The following is a 12,949-nucleotide window of genomic DNA, read 5'->3' as shown; positions in this document are numbered from 1 at the left end:
CCGGGGAGGGTTCGGGGCGCAGCCCCGGGGAGGGTTCGGGGCGCAGCCCCGGGGGGCCGGGGAGCAACCCCGTGGGTTCAGGGAGCCGCCCCGTGGGGGTGGGGGCGGCAGCCCCGCGCCGGTGCGAGCCGCCAGGCCCCGCGGGTCCGGGCCGCGAGGCCCGGGGGGGTTCGGGGCGCAGCCCCGGGGGGCCGAGGAGCAACCCCGTGGGTTCGGGGAGCCGCCCCGGGGCCCGGGGGCGCAGCCCCCGTAGGTCCGGGGCGCAGCCCCGTGGGGGGTCGGGGGCGCAGCCCGCGGGGGGTTCGGGGGGCGGAGCCCCCCGGTCAGACCTTGTAGCGTTGTTTGACGTCCTCCGCGAAGCCGAGGTAGTCGCGGAGGGGCCAGACCTCTTCGAACTCCAGGTACTCGCGCATGGGGAGGCGGCCCAGGGCCGTGCGGTCGAGTTCCTCGGCGTCCGGGGAGTCGATGATGGCGATGACCCGCTTCTGGGCGGCGACCTTCCAGATGCCCACGCAGAAGCCGGAGTCGACCGTCTCCTGCGCGTGGATCGCCTCTTCCTGCTCCAGCTCCCACAGCTCGTCGAGCGTGATGCGGCCCTCGTGCTTCCACTTCATCTGGACGTAGAACAGCATGGGTCACTTCCCGTCGGTGTCGCGGATCAGTGCGGTGAGCGCGTGGTCGGCGCCGAAGACCTCGACCGCCAGGTCGAGCGGCGTCTTGCCGTCGTGGCCGACCAGGTCGAGGCGGGCCCCGGCGCCGACGAGGATGCGTACGCACTCCTCGTAGCCGTGCCACAGCGCGTCGTGCAGCGGGGTGTACCCGTTCGTCGCGCCCTGGAAGTCCAGGTCGATGCCGGGCCGGGTGACGAGCTGGGCGGTGATGTCGGCGTGGCCGTTGTAGACGGCCTTGTGCAGCGGTACCGCGCCGAACGTCGGCTCCACCGCGTTGACGTCCGCGCCCGCCTCCAGCAGCAGCGCGACGATCTCGCCGTGGCCGTCGCGGGAGGCGACGAGCAGCGGGGTGTGCCAGTCGTTGAACCCGCCCAGGAAGGGGAAGCGTTCGTCGACCTCGGCGCCGCCGTCCAGGAGCTTGCGGACGCGCTCGGTGTCGCCGTCGGCGGTGGCGGCCATCAGCTCCTGGCGGGCCACCGCGGCCTCGTCGCTCGCGCGCCGGGCGTTCAGGTGCTGCTCGGCCTTGAGGAGCTTGTCCTTGCCGAAGGTGTTGACGTTCAGCTCGTACGCGAAGTGCTGTTCCAGCGAGAAGCCGTAGTGCGTGTAGACCTTGAGGGACGCGCCGTTGGCGAGCAGGTACTCGGCGATGTCCGGGTACTTGTACCAAAGGGCGTCCATCAGGGCGGTGTGCCCGGTGGTGGGCGCGACGGCGTCGACGAACGCGCCCGCCTCGACCAGCGCGCGCACCACGTCGAGACTGCCGCCCTGGCACGCCTTGTGCAGGGCGGTCGCCCCGGCCCGGGTGTCGCCGGTGTGGACGTCGGCGCCCGCCGCGATCAGCGCCCGCACGGTCGGCGCGTCGGCCTGTCCGGCGGCGATCATCAGGACGGTGAGGCCGCTGCCGGCCTCGCGGGTGGACGGGTCGGCGCCGGCGGAGAGCAGGCCGGCCACGTTGGCGGTGTCGCGGTCGCGGACGGCCGCGATGAGGTCGGCGCTCATCAGGCGGCCTCCTGCCCGGACGTGTCACCGCGCAGCGCGCGGATGATCGTGGAGGGGTCGGTGTACGACTTCCAGCGGACGATCTTCCCGTCGCGGACGGTCAGCCACTGGACGAATTCGATCTCGAATTCCAGCCCGGTGCTCCGTACCACCGACAGCTCGTGGATGACGCCCGCGGCGTTCTCGCCGTCGACCGCCAGATTGACGAGCTTTTCGAACTTGACCTCGCACTCGCCGGTGAAGATCTGGAGGCTGGCCAGGACCGCGTCACGGCCGCGGATCGTACCGATCCACTTCATGTCGTCGTTGTAGCCGGGGACCGGCGTGTAGTTGATCCACTCGACATCGTCGGCGAGCAGTCCGAGGCAGGTCTCGAAATCCCCGGAGGCGAGCGCGTCGAACCAGCGCTGGGCGACCTTGCGAGTCTCTGCTGTGAGGTCACTCATGTGTACTCCTCGATAAGCACGGGAGAATTCCCAGAAGATAGTGGTTCCGTTTTCGGCCGCCCGCCAACAATGTGCTGCCGACTTCCTGAGCTTCAGGAATTCTGGGCGGCGATGGTGAACAGTTGCTGGTTCCCGTCCGCCCAGGTCGCGGTCATCACGACGTCATGGATGCGCCAGCCGCTCTCCGTGCGCCGCAGCGCGAAGCGGTAGTGGCCGCCCAGGGTCCACAGCGGGCCGCCGTGGTCGTTGGGCAGTTTGTGCCTGGCCTGGAACATGGCCGTGCACACGGCCTCGTCGCCGGCCAGGTCCACGAGGAAGTTGCTGAACAGGTGCTGGGTGGCGGTGAAGCTGCCGAGCAGCCCGGACCAGGCGGCGACCAGGTCCTTGGCCGGGAGGACGGCCGGCTCGCCGCCGTTGAGGCTGGTGTAGTCGAGCCGGACCTCGTCCGTGAACACCTGCTCCAGGGCGTCCCAGTCGCGCTGGTCGGTGTACCAGCCCATGCGGGTGCAGGTGTCGATGACGTCAAGCCGGTCCGCCGTGGTACTCATCGGCCGACCACCTCCAGATTCTCCGTGGTTTTCGGGGGGTTCGGGGGTTGTGCGGGTGCGTAACAGGTGTGGCCCGACTGCTTGGTCCACCGGTGCTCGATGAACAGCGCGCAGACGATCAGGGCCCCCAGGGACATCACCTCGGCGACGGCGGCACCGAGGTGGCCGGCCGGCACGGTGAGGAAGGCGAGCCCGGCGGCCGCGAAGTGGAACCGCTGCGGGCCGATCTTGAGGATTCCGTGGAACCAGGCGATGCCCGCCAGGTAGAGCGCCACGCCGCCGGCCAGCGCCAGCGACGGGGCGAGCGGCAGCTCGGCGAAGGGGTGCGCGATGGTCTTCTTCACGGCGGCGGCGATCAGGATCAGCCCGAGCAGCATCGGCACGTGCGCGTAGAAGAAGGCGGACAGCGCCATCCGGGAGCGGGTGGTGGAGTCCTGCCGTTCCAGGGCGACTTCGGCGCGCCGGGCCTTCTCGGACTCGTTGAAGTAGACCCACCACAGGCAGGCCGGGATGACGAAGATGAGCACGGCCGTCGTGACGACGGACAGCCCCGCCGGGGCGCCGTCGGTGCCGATGCCCAGCGCCAGGAACGAGTCGCCCAGCGCGATGATCATCAGCAGCCCGTGGCGTTCGACGAAGTGGCCGGGTTTCAGGTCGAACCCGGAGACGCCGGTGATGACGGGCGCGAGGATCTCCAGCACCACGGCGCCGCTCCAGCACAGGTACATCGGCACGCCGTGGAGGAACCCGGCGCAGATGATCAGGAGCGCTCCGGTGACGTGGAAGGGCGCGATGCGCAGCATGTTCCGGGCGGCGCTGGGCCCGCTGAAGGCGAACAGGGCGGCGTGGACGCTGACGATCAGCAGGTAGCCGACGCCGAAGGCGACCCCGTCGCCGTCGAAGGCGTTGGGTGTGGTCAGTCCGATGACCAGGAACGACGCCATGCCGAGGAGCAGCAGCAGCCGCTGGTGTCTGCCGTGCGGGGGCACGTGGTTGGTGAGCCAGGCGTACCCGCCGTACATCCACCACAGCAGCCAGAAGATCAGCAGGATCTGGAGGACCCCTTCGGGGTTCATGCGGTCGCTGAAGACCCGGGCGAGCTGGGTGAAGTTGAAGACGAAGGCGAGGTCGAAGAAGAGCTCCAGGGTCGTGACCCGCGCGTTGTCATCCAGCGGCGCGTCGTCGCCGGCTTCCCGGGTGCCTTCCGGAATGGCTTCCGTGGACATGGTCGTGAAGGTAACGGCCGCCTGGGTGGGCGGGTCAAAGAGTTCGTCCGGACATCATGAAGTCGCGCGCATACCGGTTCGGAGGTCCGGCTTTCGAACGTCCGGGCGCGGCCGGTGGAACGGCAAAATCCGCACTTGACATGAGAAAGTCTGGATGTCCTCGGACATCTGAATCGGGGGATATTTTCCGCGCCGACTTTCGGCCCCACCTGAGCTTTTCGGCCACCCCGGCGCCTTACCGGGACGTATTTCGGTCCGACCGGCGGGTACCGTCCGAAACATAAGGTCTCTCGCACCTGGGCGGGTTGGCTCGAAGCCGCCCTTCGAGAGAAGAGAGACACACGTGCACCGCATTCGTCCTTTCCGTTCCCTGATGGCCGTGGGACTTTCCCTGGCCGGACTGCTCACCCTCACCGGCATGACCGGTACGGCCGTGGCCGTCGACGACGGCGCCGACGCCTACAAGGCCGGTTCCGCCTTCACCCTGCCGGGCGCCCGGGCCTTCCCCGAGGGCATCGCCGTGGACGCCAGGACCGGCGACTTCTACGTCGGTTCGTACGCCACCGGCGCGATCTACCGGACGCCGGCCGGCCAGAAGGCTGCCGAGGTGTTCCTGCCGGACGGCGCCGACGGCCGCACCACGGCGGCCGGGCTCAAGGTGGACGCCTCGGGCAGGCTGTGGGTCACCGACCCCAAGGGCGTGATGGTCTACGACCTCGCCACCCGCACCCGCGTCGCCCACTTCACCGTGTCGTCCCCGGAGTCGTCCCTGCTCAACGACCTGGACATCGCCCCGGACGGGACGGCCTACGTGACCGACTCGTACCTGGCGGTGGTCTACCGGGTCACCCCGGCGCAGCTCAAGACCGCGATCGGCGCCGGGGGCAGCGGCGGGACGCTGACCACCGCGTACAACCTCACCGGCGTCATACCGCCGCAGCCGGCGAAGACCGTCACGCTCAACGGCATCGAGGCCGACGCGACGGGCAGTTACCTGATCACCGTGGACTCGGCCGGCGGCGGGCTGTACCGGATCGACCTGAGATCCGGCGAGATGCGCAAGGTCACGGGCACGGTCAGCCTCAAGTACGGCGACGGGCTGCACCTGGAGTCCGGCCGGGTGTGGCTCGCCCACTACGGCAACGACACCCTGAGCCGACTGAAGCTGAACTCCGACGCCACCTCGTTCACCGTGGAGCGGCAGGTCGTCGACGCCACGCTGGAGATGCCGACGACGCTGGTGCGCCGCAACAGCCACCTGTACGTGGTGCGTTCGCAGTTCGACAAGATGGCCGGCGGTACGGCCGAGCTCCCGTTCACCATCGCCGACGTGACCGGGTTCTGATCCGCCCCTCGGTGGGCCTTCGCCGCCCCGGACTCGGACGCGGACTCAGCGCTCGACGAGCCGCTCCAGCTCGGGGTCGTCGAAGAAGGCGCGGTTGGTGTAGGCGAACCGTACGGCCAGGGCGAGATTCGCCGTACGGGCTCCGGGAACGGTGACACCGTCGCCGTCCGTGGCGGTCGAAGGGGGCATGCAGTCCCGGATGAACTCGCGGACGTGGGCCACGAATTTGTCCAGCGTGCTGGGGCTCACCCCCGCCTGCCGGGCGATCTGGCTCCGGTTCTCCAGGCCGAGGGCCAGGGCCTGCCACAGGCGCAGTTGGGTCCGCGTTCCGCAGACCGTGCGGAGCTTGAGGTGCTCCGGGCGGAAGAAGTAGGGGCGGAGGTGGCCGATCGGCGGCTCACGGCCCTCCAGGAGGTCGCACATCACGTCCGCCTGCTGCGGCGGCGGTGCGGCCTTGCTGATCCACGTGTTCGGCTTATGCGGACACAGCTCGAAGGCGGCACGGAGCATCAGTTCACGGTTGCCCTCCACGTCCGCCGTGTACAGCGCGGTCCTGGTACGGGGTGTGTGCTCGGCCAGCAGCCGCAGGGCGGTCAGCCCGTGGCTCTGGGCGCCGCCGGCCCGGCGGGCTCCGAAATCCAGGTCGACGAGCGCCACGTCGTGGACGACGCCCCTGTCCTCGGCGAGGTGAACGGTGGCGGGAATGTCGTCGGGGCTGGTGACCAGCTCTGTCTCGAAGGCCAGCCGCCCCGAGGTGACGGCTGGGTGCCGGTTGAGCATCCCTTCGACGCTGTACTCGAACGACCCGAGGTCATCGACGATCAGGATGTGCCGGACGGGCTGCGCCGGGGTGGCATCCAGGGGCGGCTGGAGCGTGTCGGTCAAGGAGAGGTACCTCCCACGGACGAAGTGAGAGAGGCCAGTCTCCCAGAAGAGGGACGAGCCGTCAGCCACAGTCCCCAAGCGGGGAGTTGAGTGCTAGAGAATCAGCCAACTGGCACGCACCCGCGCTCCGCCGCTCTCCGTTCGGTCCACGTCGATGCCGCCGCCCCGCCGCCGCAGCCTGCGTTCCAGCACGGCGAGGCTGGACCCCTCCCGGCTCATGGACGCGGCGCCGTCGAAGCCGGTGCCGTCGTCCTCCACCGTCACGGTGAGCCTGCGGCGCCGGGCCTCGGCGGCCGTGGCGACGACGACGCGGATACCGAAGGAGGACCGTCGCAGCCGGTTGGCCTCGCGGACGCTGTTGGCGCACAGGTCGCTGAGCACGGTCTCCAGCAGGCTCAGGTCGGTGGGCCGCAACAGGCCTCCGTCCGCGGCGTCGTACCGCGCGGACAGCTCGATCGCCGCGCTGTCGGACGCGTGGGCGCGGGAGGTGGAACGTACGCCTTCGACGATCGCCTGCAGGTCGAGGCGGTCGCCCTCCCGGAACGGGTCGTTGCGGAGCGTCTCGACCTGGTGGACGAGGCTGTGCCAACTGGCCTGCACCATCGGGGGCTGGGCGTCCAGGTCCAGGTTGGCACCGAGGATGCGCAACTCGTTCTTGATCTTGCTGTGTACGGCGCTGGACACCGCGTCGGACAGGTCGTTGCGGTGGTCACGGAGGGCGTCGGGCAATGCGCTCAGCAGCGAGTTGACCAGGCTCACGTCCACGTACAGGCGCAGCATCACGCCCACGATGACGAATGCGCCGTCGGGCCCCGGCGCCGACGTCGGCGCGCACCCCACGTAGAGCACGAACCCGGCGCCCGCCAGTGCGAGGGGCAGCAAGAAGCGGAACCAGGCCGGGCCGGGCCGCCGCGCGAGTTCACTCTGGTACCAGGAGGGGTCGATCACGTACTGCGAGAAGGGGAAGTGGAGCAGCAGGAGCGTGAACGCGACGGACCACACGGCCGGGACCGGCTGCTGGGCCGCAGGCGCGGTCCAGGCGGTGAGCGCCGTCATGGCGAGGACGCCCGCGCCCTCGGTCGTGCCCGGCAGGTCCGCGTTGACCCGGCGTTCCCTCGCCGTGCGCCGCAGGTATCCGGAGAACCGGTGCAGGGACCGCCGCCCGTCCATCCAGTCCAGTACGCCGTCGTGATGGTGGGCCCACGCCGCGACCGCTCCTACGGTGGCGAGCACCGCGCTCAGCAGGACCAGGGTCACAAGCAGGCGGGCGCCGCCCCGGGGGCCGTCGCCTCCGGTACTCACGTGAACGGTGAGGGCGGCGGCCCACAGCGGGACCACGCCGAGCCTGGTGAGCGCCATCCGCCGGTAGAAGCCGTGGAGTGCGCGCCTGACCATGACCGCGTGGGGCTTGGTGTGGAGTTCCGGGTGGTGACCCGGGACGACGGCACCCCTGCCGAACACCCGGTCGCGTATGGACCGCTCCGCTCGCTCTGAAGGCATGCGCCCGATTGTGTCGGACGGCCACCGGCTCAGGTAGCAAACGTTCGTACGCTCCACTGCAAAACTTTGTACCGGTCACGGCAATTCACTGCCTGGAAGCCCGCCCGCGCCTTGCCGAAAACTGGTGCGCAGTACGAATCAGCTCAATGGAATCGCATCAGAGAGGGCCGACAACACCATGAAAATGATGGAAATGCTGACGCGCGGGGCGACGGTCGACGACGAACTGGTCTTCTTCGCCATGCCGTACGGGAACCGGACGCTGCCCAATGGCGACGAAGCGGACTTCGACGTCCTGTACGAGCGGTACTTCGCCGAGGTCGTCCGGTCGATGGGTCTGACGCCGGCGCGTGCGGACCGGCTGGAGGGCACGACCGAGAGCCCGCTGTCCGCCGCCTGGAACGGCGTCGACCGGGCCGGTGTCGTCGTCATCGACCTGTCCTTCCCGTCCACGTCCGTCGCCATGGAGCTGGGCTGGGCCATGTGCCTGCACAAGCGCACCGTCGTCATCCACCACGAGGGCGCCCAGGTCCCCACCAACATCGCCGGCCAGGTCCGCGCCATCAGGTACCGGTGCGACCTGAACGGGCTGCCGGACATGCGCGAAGCGCTCCGGGGCGCCATCGAGGAAGCCCGCTCGCAGTCCGCGCCGGAGATGGACCTGCGCCCGCGCACGGGCGTCCGGAACGTGGAGGCCATCGCCGAGGTGGTGTGGACGGCGGCCGACCACATCTACGTACGGGACGTCCAGAACGAACTGCGCACGGGCGTCATGCGGCGTTCCGACATGGATTATCTGGACCCTCTTCCGGACGACATGTCGAAGCGGTTCAGGGAACACACGACGGTTCGGGGAATCTTCGTCACGGACGAGAACGGAACGCGTTTCTCCCAGCGCCATGGAAAGACAAATCCCTGGCCGTCCATGGAACGGGCGTACCGTCGCGGCACGCTCGTGCAGGCGAAGGTTACCCAGGTCAATCGGGGCGGCTACTTCGTCGAACTGGAAGGCGGCGGCAAGTCGCGGCTGTCAACGGCGGCGGCGGAGGCAGCCGGACTGGACCGGGGGTCGGAGGTGCGCGTACGCGTCCTGGCCGTGGACCCGGCGCGGCAGCGCATCGAGGTGGTGCTCGACCGGGGAGCGGGCACGGGGCGGCCCGTCGGCGCGCCGCCGTCGGGGCCCGAGGCGCCGGCCGGCTCCATCAGCGCCGCATGGCGACCGGTGGCCCTCGCCCTCCCCAAGCCGCGCGAGCAGTACGAGGGCACCATCACCAGCGCCGTCACCGACCGGGGTTTCGCGCTGGTGGACCTGGACGGCTGGAGCGAGCTGGGACAGCCGGCCATCCTGCACGTCTCACGGATGACCCCCGAGCTGCGGGAGCGGTTCGACTCCGGCCGGGTGGGCAAGGGCGACCGCCTGCGGGTGGAGGTCTTGTCCGCCGGCCCGTCGCCGCGTGACCCGGAGCGGGCGGAGGTGCGCCTGCGGGACGTTCCGCCGGAGACCTGGGCGGGCCGGGTCGCGCCCATGGACCCGGCACCGGCAGCACCGCAGCCCGAGGAGGCGGCGGGGACCGGCGCGCCCGAGGGGCGGGCGGCATGACCTCCGTACGCGAGGGCACCCCCACCGCCGCACCGCGCCCGCCGCGGACGGCTCTCGGCACCGCGCTGTGGAACCCGGACGCGACGCCCGCGGAGTTCGCCGACGAGGCGGCCCATCGCTACCGCGCCGCCGTGCTGGAGCAGTACAAGGTGTACGTGGAGTCCGCCGACCGGGCGAGCTCGCGGAGGAGCGTGGCGAACACGTTCTTCCTCACCGTGAACGGGGTGCTGCTCGCCTTGTTCGGGGCGGCGGCCGTGAGGGGGGTGGGGAAGGCACCGGCGGCGGTCGTGGGCTGCGTGGTCGCGGCCGCACTGTGCCAGTGCCTGGTGTGGTGGGCGCAGGGCCGCTCGTACCGCACGCTGGCCTCGGCCAAGTGGGCGGTCGTCGCGGAACTGGAGCTGCGGCTCCCGGCGTTGGCGTACTCGTCGGCCGAGTGGGACACGGCGCTGCCGAGCCGCCGCTACCGGCCGCTCACCCGGATCGAGCAGTGGGTCCCCGTCGTGTTCGCCGCCCTGCACCTGGCGGTGGGACTGATCGTCCTGCTCGACGGGCGGGGGTGAGGTCGCCGGTGTTGCCGACGTGACTGACGTAAGGGCCAGGGGCCCGCTCCGCGCGTAGGCGGGCGGGCCCCTGGTGTCGGGCGGACGCGGCCGGCCAGGTCAGCCGGCGGTGGTCACCGGTACGTTGCTCACGCTGTCCGCCCCGGTTCCCGGACGGTCGGCGGCCGGGGCCACGGGCACCTTCAGGAAGCGCGTCGCCCACACCACGGGCAGCGCCACGACGGCGGCAACCAGGGCGACCACCGGCACCTCGCCGGTGCCGAAGGCGGCCAGGGCCCAGCCGCCGACCGCCGCGCCGGCGGCCACGCCCACGTTGGCGGCCGAGGCGCCGAGCGTGGCGGCCAGGTCGGCGCCCTCGCCCGCGAGGGAGATGACCCGGAGCTGGAAGGAGGGCGTGACACCGAACCCGACGATGCCCCAGCCGGCCAGGGCCAGGCCCACCAGCCAGGCGTTGGAACCGAACGCCCACAGCGCGGCCATCGCAAGGATCACCACGAGGTTGCCGACCAGGAGCGTGGCGGAGGCGTTGATGTCGGCGAACCGGCCGCCCGCGAACGTACCGATGGCGCTGAAGACGCCGAAGATCAGCAGGAAGGCGCCCACCGCGCCGCCGGAGATGCCGGTGACGTCCTCCAGGAACGGGGTGAGGTAGGTGAAGGCGATGAACTGGGACCCCATCAGCAGGACCGTGGCCGCCAGCATCGCCAGCACCCGGGGGTGGAAGGCGTGCCGGGCCTGGGCGCCGAGCCCGTCGGCGCTGGTGTGCTCGACCGGCGGCACCAGCACCAGGGTGGCGACGAGCGCGAGCGCGCCGAGCACGACGACGCTGCCGAAGGTGGCCTGCCAGCCGAGGCCCTGGCCGATCAGGGTGCCGAGCGGCACGCCGATGACGGTCGAGACGGAGATGCCGCCGAAGACCAGGCCGACGGCCTGCCCGCGGTGCTCGGGCGCGACCAGGCCGGTGGCCACGGTGGACGCGGCGCCCAGGTACAGGCCGTGGATGGCGCCGCACAGGACCCGGGCGGCGAGCAGCAGGCCGAAGGCGGCGGAGAAGACGGCGACCAGGTTGCCGGCGATGAACACGGCGAGGGCGACCCACAGCAGCGTGCGCCGGGGCAGTTTGATGGTCGCCGCGGTGACGACCGGCCCGCCGAGGGAGACACCGAGCGCGTACGCGGTGACCAGCAGGCCGGCCGTGCTGACGGAGATGTCCAGGTCGCCCGCGATCAGGCTGAGCACGCCGACGATGACGAGCTCGGCGGTCCCGATGACGAACGCGCCGAGGCCGAGCGCGGCCAGCGCGAGCTTGTGACGGGTCGGGCCGGGCCCGGCTGCGGTTGCGGTGCTCATACGGGAGCCCTTCTGCTTGGACGGGGGGGGCGGGCGTGCTGTCAGGCGTACTGGAGGTTCAGCTTCTCGATGCGCCCGTCACGGACGTCGAACTCGTAATTGGCCTCGAAGCCGCCGGTGCCGCCGGGGGCGAAGCGGACGAGGAGGGTGGTGCCGTTGGACTTGGGGGTGTTCTTCAGGACGGTGAGCTTGCCGCCGATGACCTCGTTGCGCGCCCAGTCGCGGATCTCGTCGTGGCCGGTGAACTCGCGGCCGACGTCGGTGAGTTCGGCGTCCGGGTGGAAGGCGGCGACCAGCGCGTCGAGGTCCTTGGCGGCCACCGCGTCGACGTACGCCTGGGCGGCGGGGTCGACGGCACCGTTGCCGGCCTTGCCGGACTTCGCGGACTGCTGGGGAGCGGGGGACTCCTGGACCTGCGAGACGGTGTTGCCGGGCGTGGGGGACGAGGCGGCGGCCCGGTCTTCGCCGCCGCTTCCGCTCCCGCCGCCGCTGTCGCCGTCGGAGCAGGCGGTCGCGCCCAGGAGCAGGGCGGCGGCGAGCAGGGCCGGGGGTATCAGGCGCTTTCTCATGACATTTCTCCCTGGGTGGGTCGGTGGTCAGGCGTAGCTCATGGACACGCGGTGGATCAGCCCGTCCCTGAGCGTGAACTCGTAGCGGGCCCGGAACCCGGCGAGCAGGCCCTCGGGGTCGAACCGGAGCAGCACGGTGGAGCCGTTGTCGCCGGGGGTGTTGCCGAGCACCGTGACCTTGCCGCCGATCACCTCGTCCGCCGCCCACGCGCGGATGGCGTCGCGTCCCTGGAACCGCCGCCCGGTGTCGGTCACCGTGCCGTCCTCGTGGAACGCGGCGGCCAGCGCGTCGGCGTCGGCGCCGTCCACCGCGTCCACGTAGGCGCGGACGGCGGGGTCCAGCGAGGCGAGGGCCTTCGGCTCGTGGGCCTCGGGGGTGGCGCGCAGGGCCTCGCTGGCGGCGGCCTGCACGTAGTCGCTGCTGAACGCGGCTCCCACGCCGAAGATCAGCACGGCGGCGACCACGATGCCCGCCGTGCGGCGCCCTCGGCGGCCGGAGGAGAGCTTCATCGTTCTTCCCTTCGTGTGTGCGTGGCTGGTCACCACGGGATGCGGCGGCGCTCACGGAAGAACCCGCCGCTGGGCCCGTCGTCCGGCAGCAGCGCGAGCCAACTGACCGTGTCCGCGCCCTTCTCGACGCTCGTCGGCGCCCACGGGCCGCCCATGTCGGTGCGGACCCACCCGGGGCAGACGGCGTTGACCTTGACCGATGGGGGGACGGCGGCGGAGACGACGAGGGTGAGCGCGTTGAGCGCGGCCTTGGTGATGCCGTACGCCGCCGGGGAAGGGACGTTGTCCGTCATCGCGCCGAGGCCGGAGGAGACGTTCACCACGCGCCCGTGGCCGCGCCGGACCATGCCGGGGACGAACGCCTGGCAGGTGCGGAAGGCGCCCATGAGGTTCACGTCGACGGCCTGCCGCATCGTCTCCTCGCTGACGGCGAAGAACGGGTCGGTGGGGTAGACACCGGCGTTGTTGACGAGGGCGTCGACCTCGACACCGGCGTCGGCCAGCCGGGCGGCGCACGCCTTCACGCTGTCGGCGTCCGTGACGTCGAGCTGCTCGAACCGGACGGTCAGGCCCTGCCGGGAGAGCCGGTCGGCCGCCGCGCGGCCGCGCGCGGGGTCGCGCGCGGCCAGGACGACGTCGAGGCCCGCCCGGCCGAGCCGGCGGCAGGCCTCCAGGCCGATACCCCGGTTGCCGCCGGTGACCAGCGCGGTGCGGATTGTGTGCGGCGCGTGGGACATGGT

14 protein-coding genes are annotated in these 12,949 nt (G+C 71.2%); 3 read left to right on the top strand and 11 right to left on the bottom strand.

What is annotated here, in order from left to right; translation table 11 throughout:
• Positions 1-323: 323 nt before the first annotated feature.
• The 5 genes from ACZ46W_RS08745 to ACZ46W_RS08725 form a co-directional block, all read right to left on the bottom strand.
• On the bottom strand, positions 324-632 hold the full coding sequence (locus ACZ46W_RS08745) for a muconolactone Delta-isomerase (protein WP_366127436.1): 309 nt from the start codon (positions 630-632) through the stop codon (positions 324-326).
• A 3-nt stretch (positions 633-635) separates the two neighbouring features.
• Positions 636-1,670, bottom strand: coding sequence for an ankyrin repeat domain-containing protein (locus tag ACZ46W_RS08740; protein WP_468333535.1), 1,035 nt, complete (start codon positions 1,668-1,670; stop codon positions 636-638).
• Positions 1,670-2,116 (bottom strand): nuclear transport factor 2 family protein, encoded by a 447-nt coding sequence (locus ACZ46W_RS08735; protein WP_366127438.1) that lies wholly within the window; start codon positions 2,114-2,116, stop codon positions 1,670-1,672. Before ACZ46W_RS08735 ends, ACZ46W_RS08740 begins: the two co-directional genes overlap by 1 nt.
• Positions 2,117-2,208: 92 nt before the next feature.
• Entirely contained in the window at positions 2,209-2,664 is a 456-nt protein-coding gene (locus ACZ46W_RS08730) for a nuclear transport factor 2 family protein (RefSeq protein WP_468333532.1), read from the bottom strand.
• Positions 2,661-3,890, bottom strand: a complete 1,230-nt coding sequence (locus ACZ46W_RS08725; RefSeq protein ID WP_468333529.1) for a low temperature requirement protein A — start codon at positions 3,888-3,890, stop codon at positions 2,661-2,663. Before ACZ46W_RS08725 ends, ACZ46W_RS08730 begins: the two co-directional genes overlap by 4 nt.
• 373 nt (positions 3,891-4,263) lie before the next feature.
• Between ACZ46W_RS08725 and ACZ46W_RS08720 the strand changes: the two genes are divergently transcribed.
• On the top strand, positions 4,264-5,235 hold the full coding sequence (locus tag ACZ46W_RS08720) for an SMP-30/gluconolactonase/LRE family protein (RefSeq protein ID WP_468333526.1): 972 nt from the start codon (positions 4,264-4,266) through the stop codon (positions 5,233-5,235).
• A 45-nt stretch (positions 5,236-5,280) separates the two neighbouring features.
• Here the strand turns inward: ACZ46W_RS08720 and ACZ46W_RS08715 are convergent, their stop codons facing one another.
• Both ACZ46W_RS08715 and ACZ46W_RS08710 read right to left on the bottom strand, forming a co-directional pair.
• A complete protein-coding gene (locus ACZ46W_RS08715) occupies positions 5,281-6,120 on the bottom strand; it encodes a hypothetical protein (protein WP_468333524.1) in 840 nt (279 codons plus the stop codon).
• 93 nt (positions 6,121-6,213) lie between these two features.
• Positions 6,214-7,620 carry an ATP-binding protein gene (locus ACZ46W_RS08710; protein WP_468333522.1) on the bottom strand — a complete coding sequence of 469 codons (1,407 nt, stop codon included), beginning with the start codon at positions 7,618-7,620 and terminating at the stop codon, positions 6,214-6,216.
• Positions 7,621-7,807: 187 nt separating this feature from the next.
• On the opposite strand from ACZ46W_RS08710, the gene ACZ46W_RS08705 reads away from it, so the two are divergent.
• Positions 7,808-9,220, top strand: a complete 1,413-nt coding sequence (locus ACZ46W_RS08705) for a hypothetical protein (protein ID WP_468333520.1) — start codon at positions 7,808-7,810, stop codon at positions 9,218-9,220.
• Positions 9,217-9,780, top strand: a complete 564-nt coding sequence (locus ACZ46W_RS08700) for a RipA family octameric membrane protein (RefSeq protein ID WP_468333517.1) — start codon at positions 9,217-9,219, stop codon at positions 9,778-9,780. The genes ACZ46W_RS08705 and ACZ46W_RS08700 overlap by 4 nt, the downstream gene beginning before the upstream one ends.
• 99 nt (positions 9,781-9,879) lie before the next feature.
• On the opposite strand, the gene ACZ46W_RS08695 is transcribed toward ACZ46W_RS08700, so the two are convergent.
• From ACZ46W_RS08695 to ACZ46W_RS08680, 4 genes are read right to left on the bottom strand one after another with little or no spacing between them, the layout of a single operon-like run.
• Positions 9,880-11,130, bottom strand: coding sequence for an MFS transporter (locus tag ACZ46W_RS08695; RefSeq protein ID WP_468333514.1), 1,251 nt, complete (start codon positions 11,128-11,130; stop codon positions 9,880-9,882).
• A 41-nt stretch (positions 11,131-11,171) separates the two neighbouring features.
• A complete protein-coding gene (locus tag ACZ46W_RS08690) occupies positions 11,172-11,699 on the bottom strand; it encodes a nuclear transport factor 2 family protein (RefSeq protein WP_468333511.1) in 528 nt (175 codons plus the stop codon).
• A 27-nt stretch (positions 11,700-11,726) separates the two neighbouring features.
• Positions 11,727-12,209 (bottom strand): nuclear transport factor 2 family protein, encoded by a 483-nt coding sequence (locus ACZ46W_RS08685; RefSeq protein ID WP_468333508.1) that lies wholly within the window; start codon positions 12,207-12,209, stop codon positions 11,727-11,729.
• Between the two features lie 29 nt (positions 12,210-12,238).
• Complete coding sequence (locus ACZ46W_RS08680) at positions 12,239-12,946, bottom strand: SDR family oxidoreductase (protein WP_468333505.1); 708 nt, start codon at positions 12,944-12,946, stop codon at positions 12,239-12,241.
• Positions 12,947-12,949: the final 3 nt, after the last annotated feature.

The organism is Streptomyces sp. NPDC031064, assembly GCF_055570965.1.
Note: the sequence above shows the minus strand (reverse complement) of the source record. Positions and strands in the feature narration are given on the sequence as shown.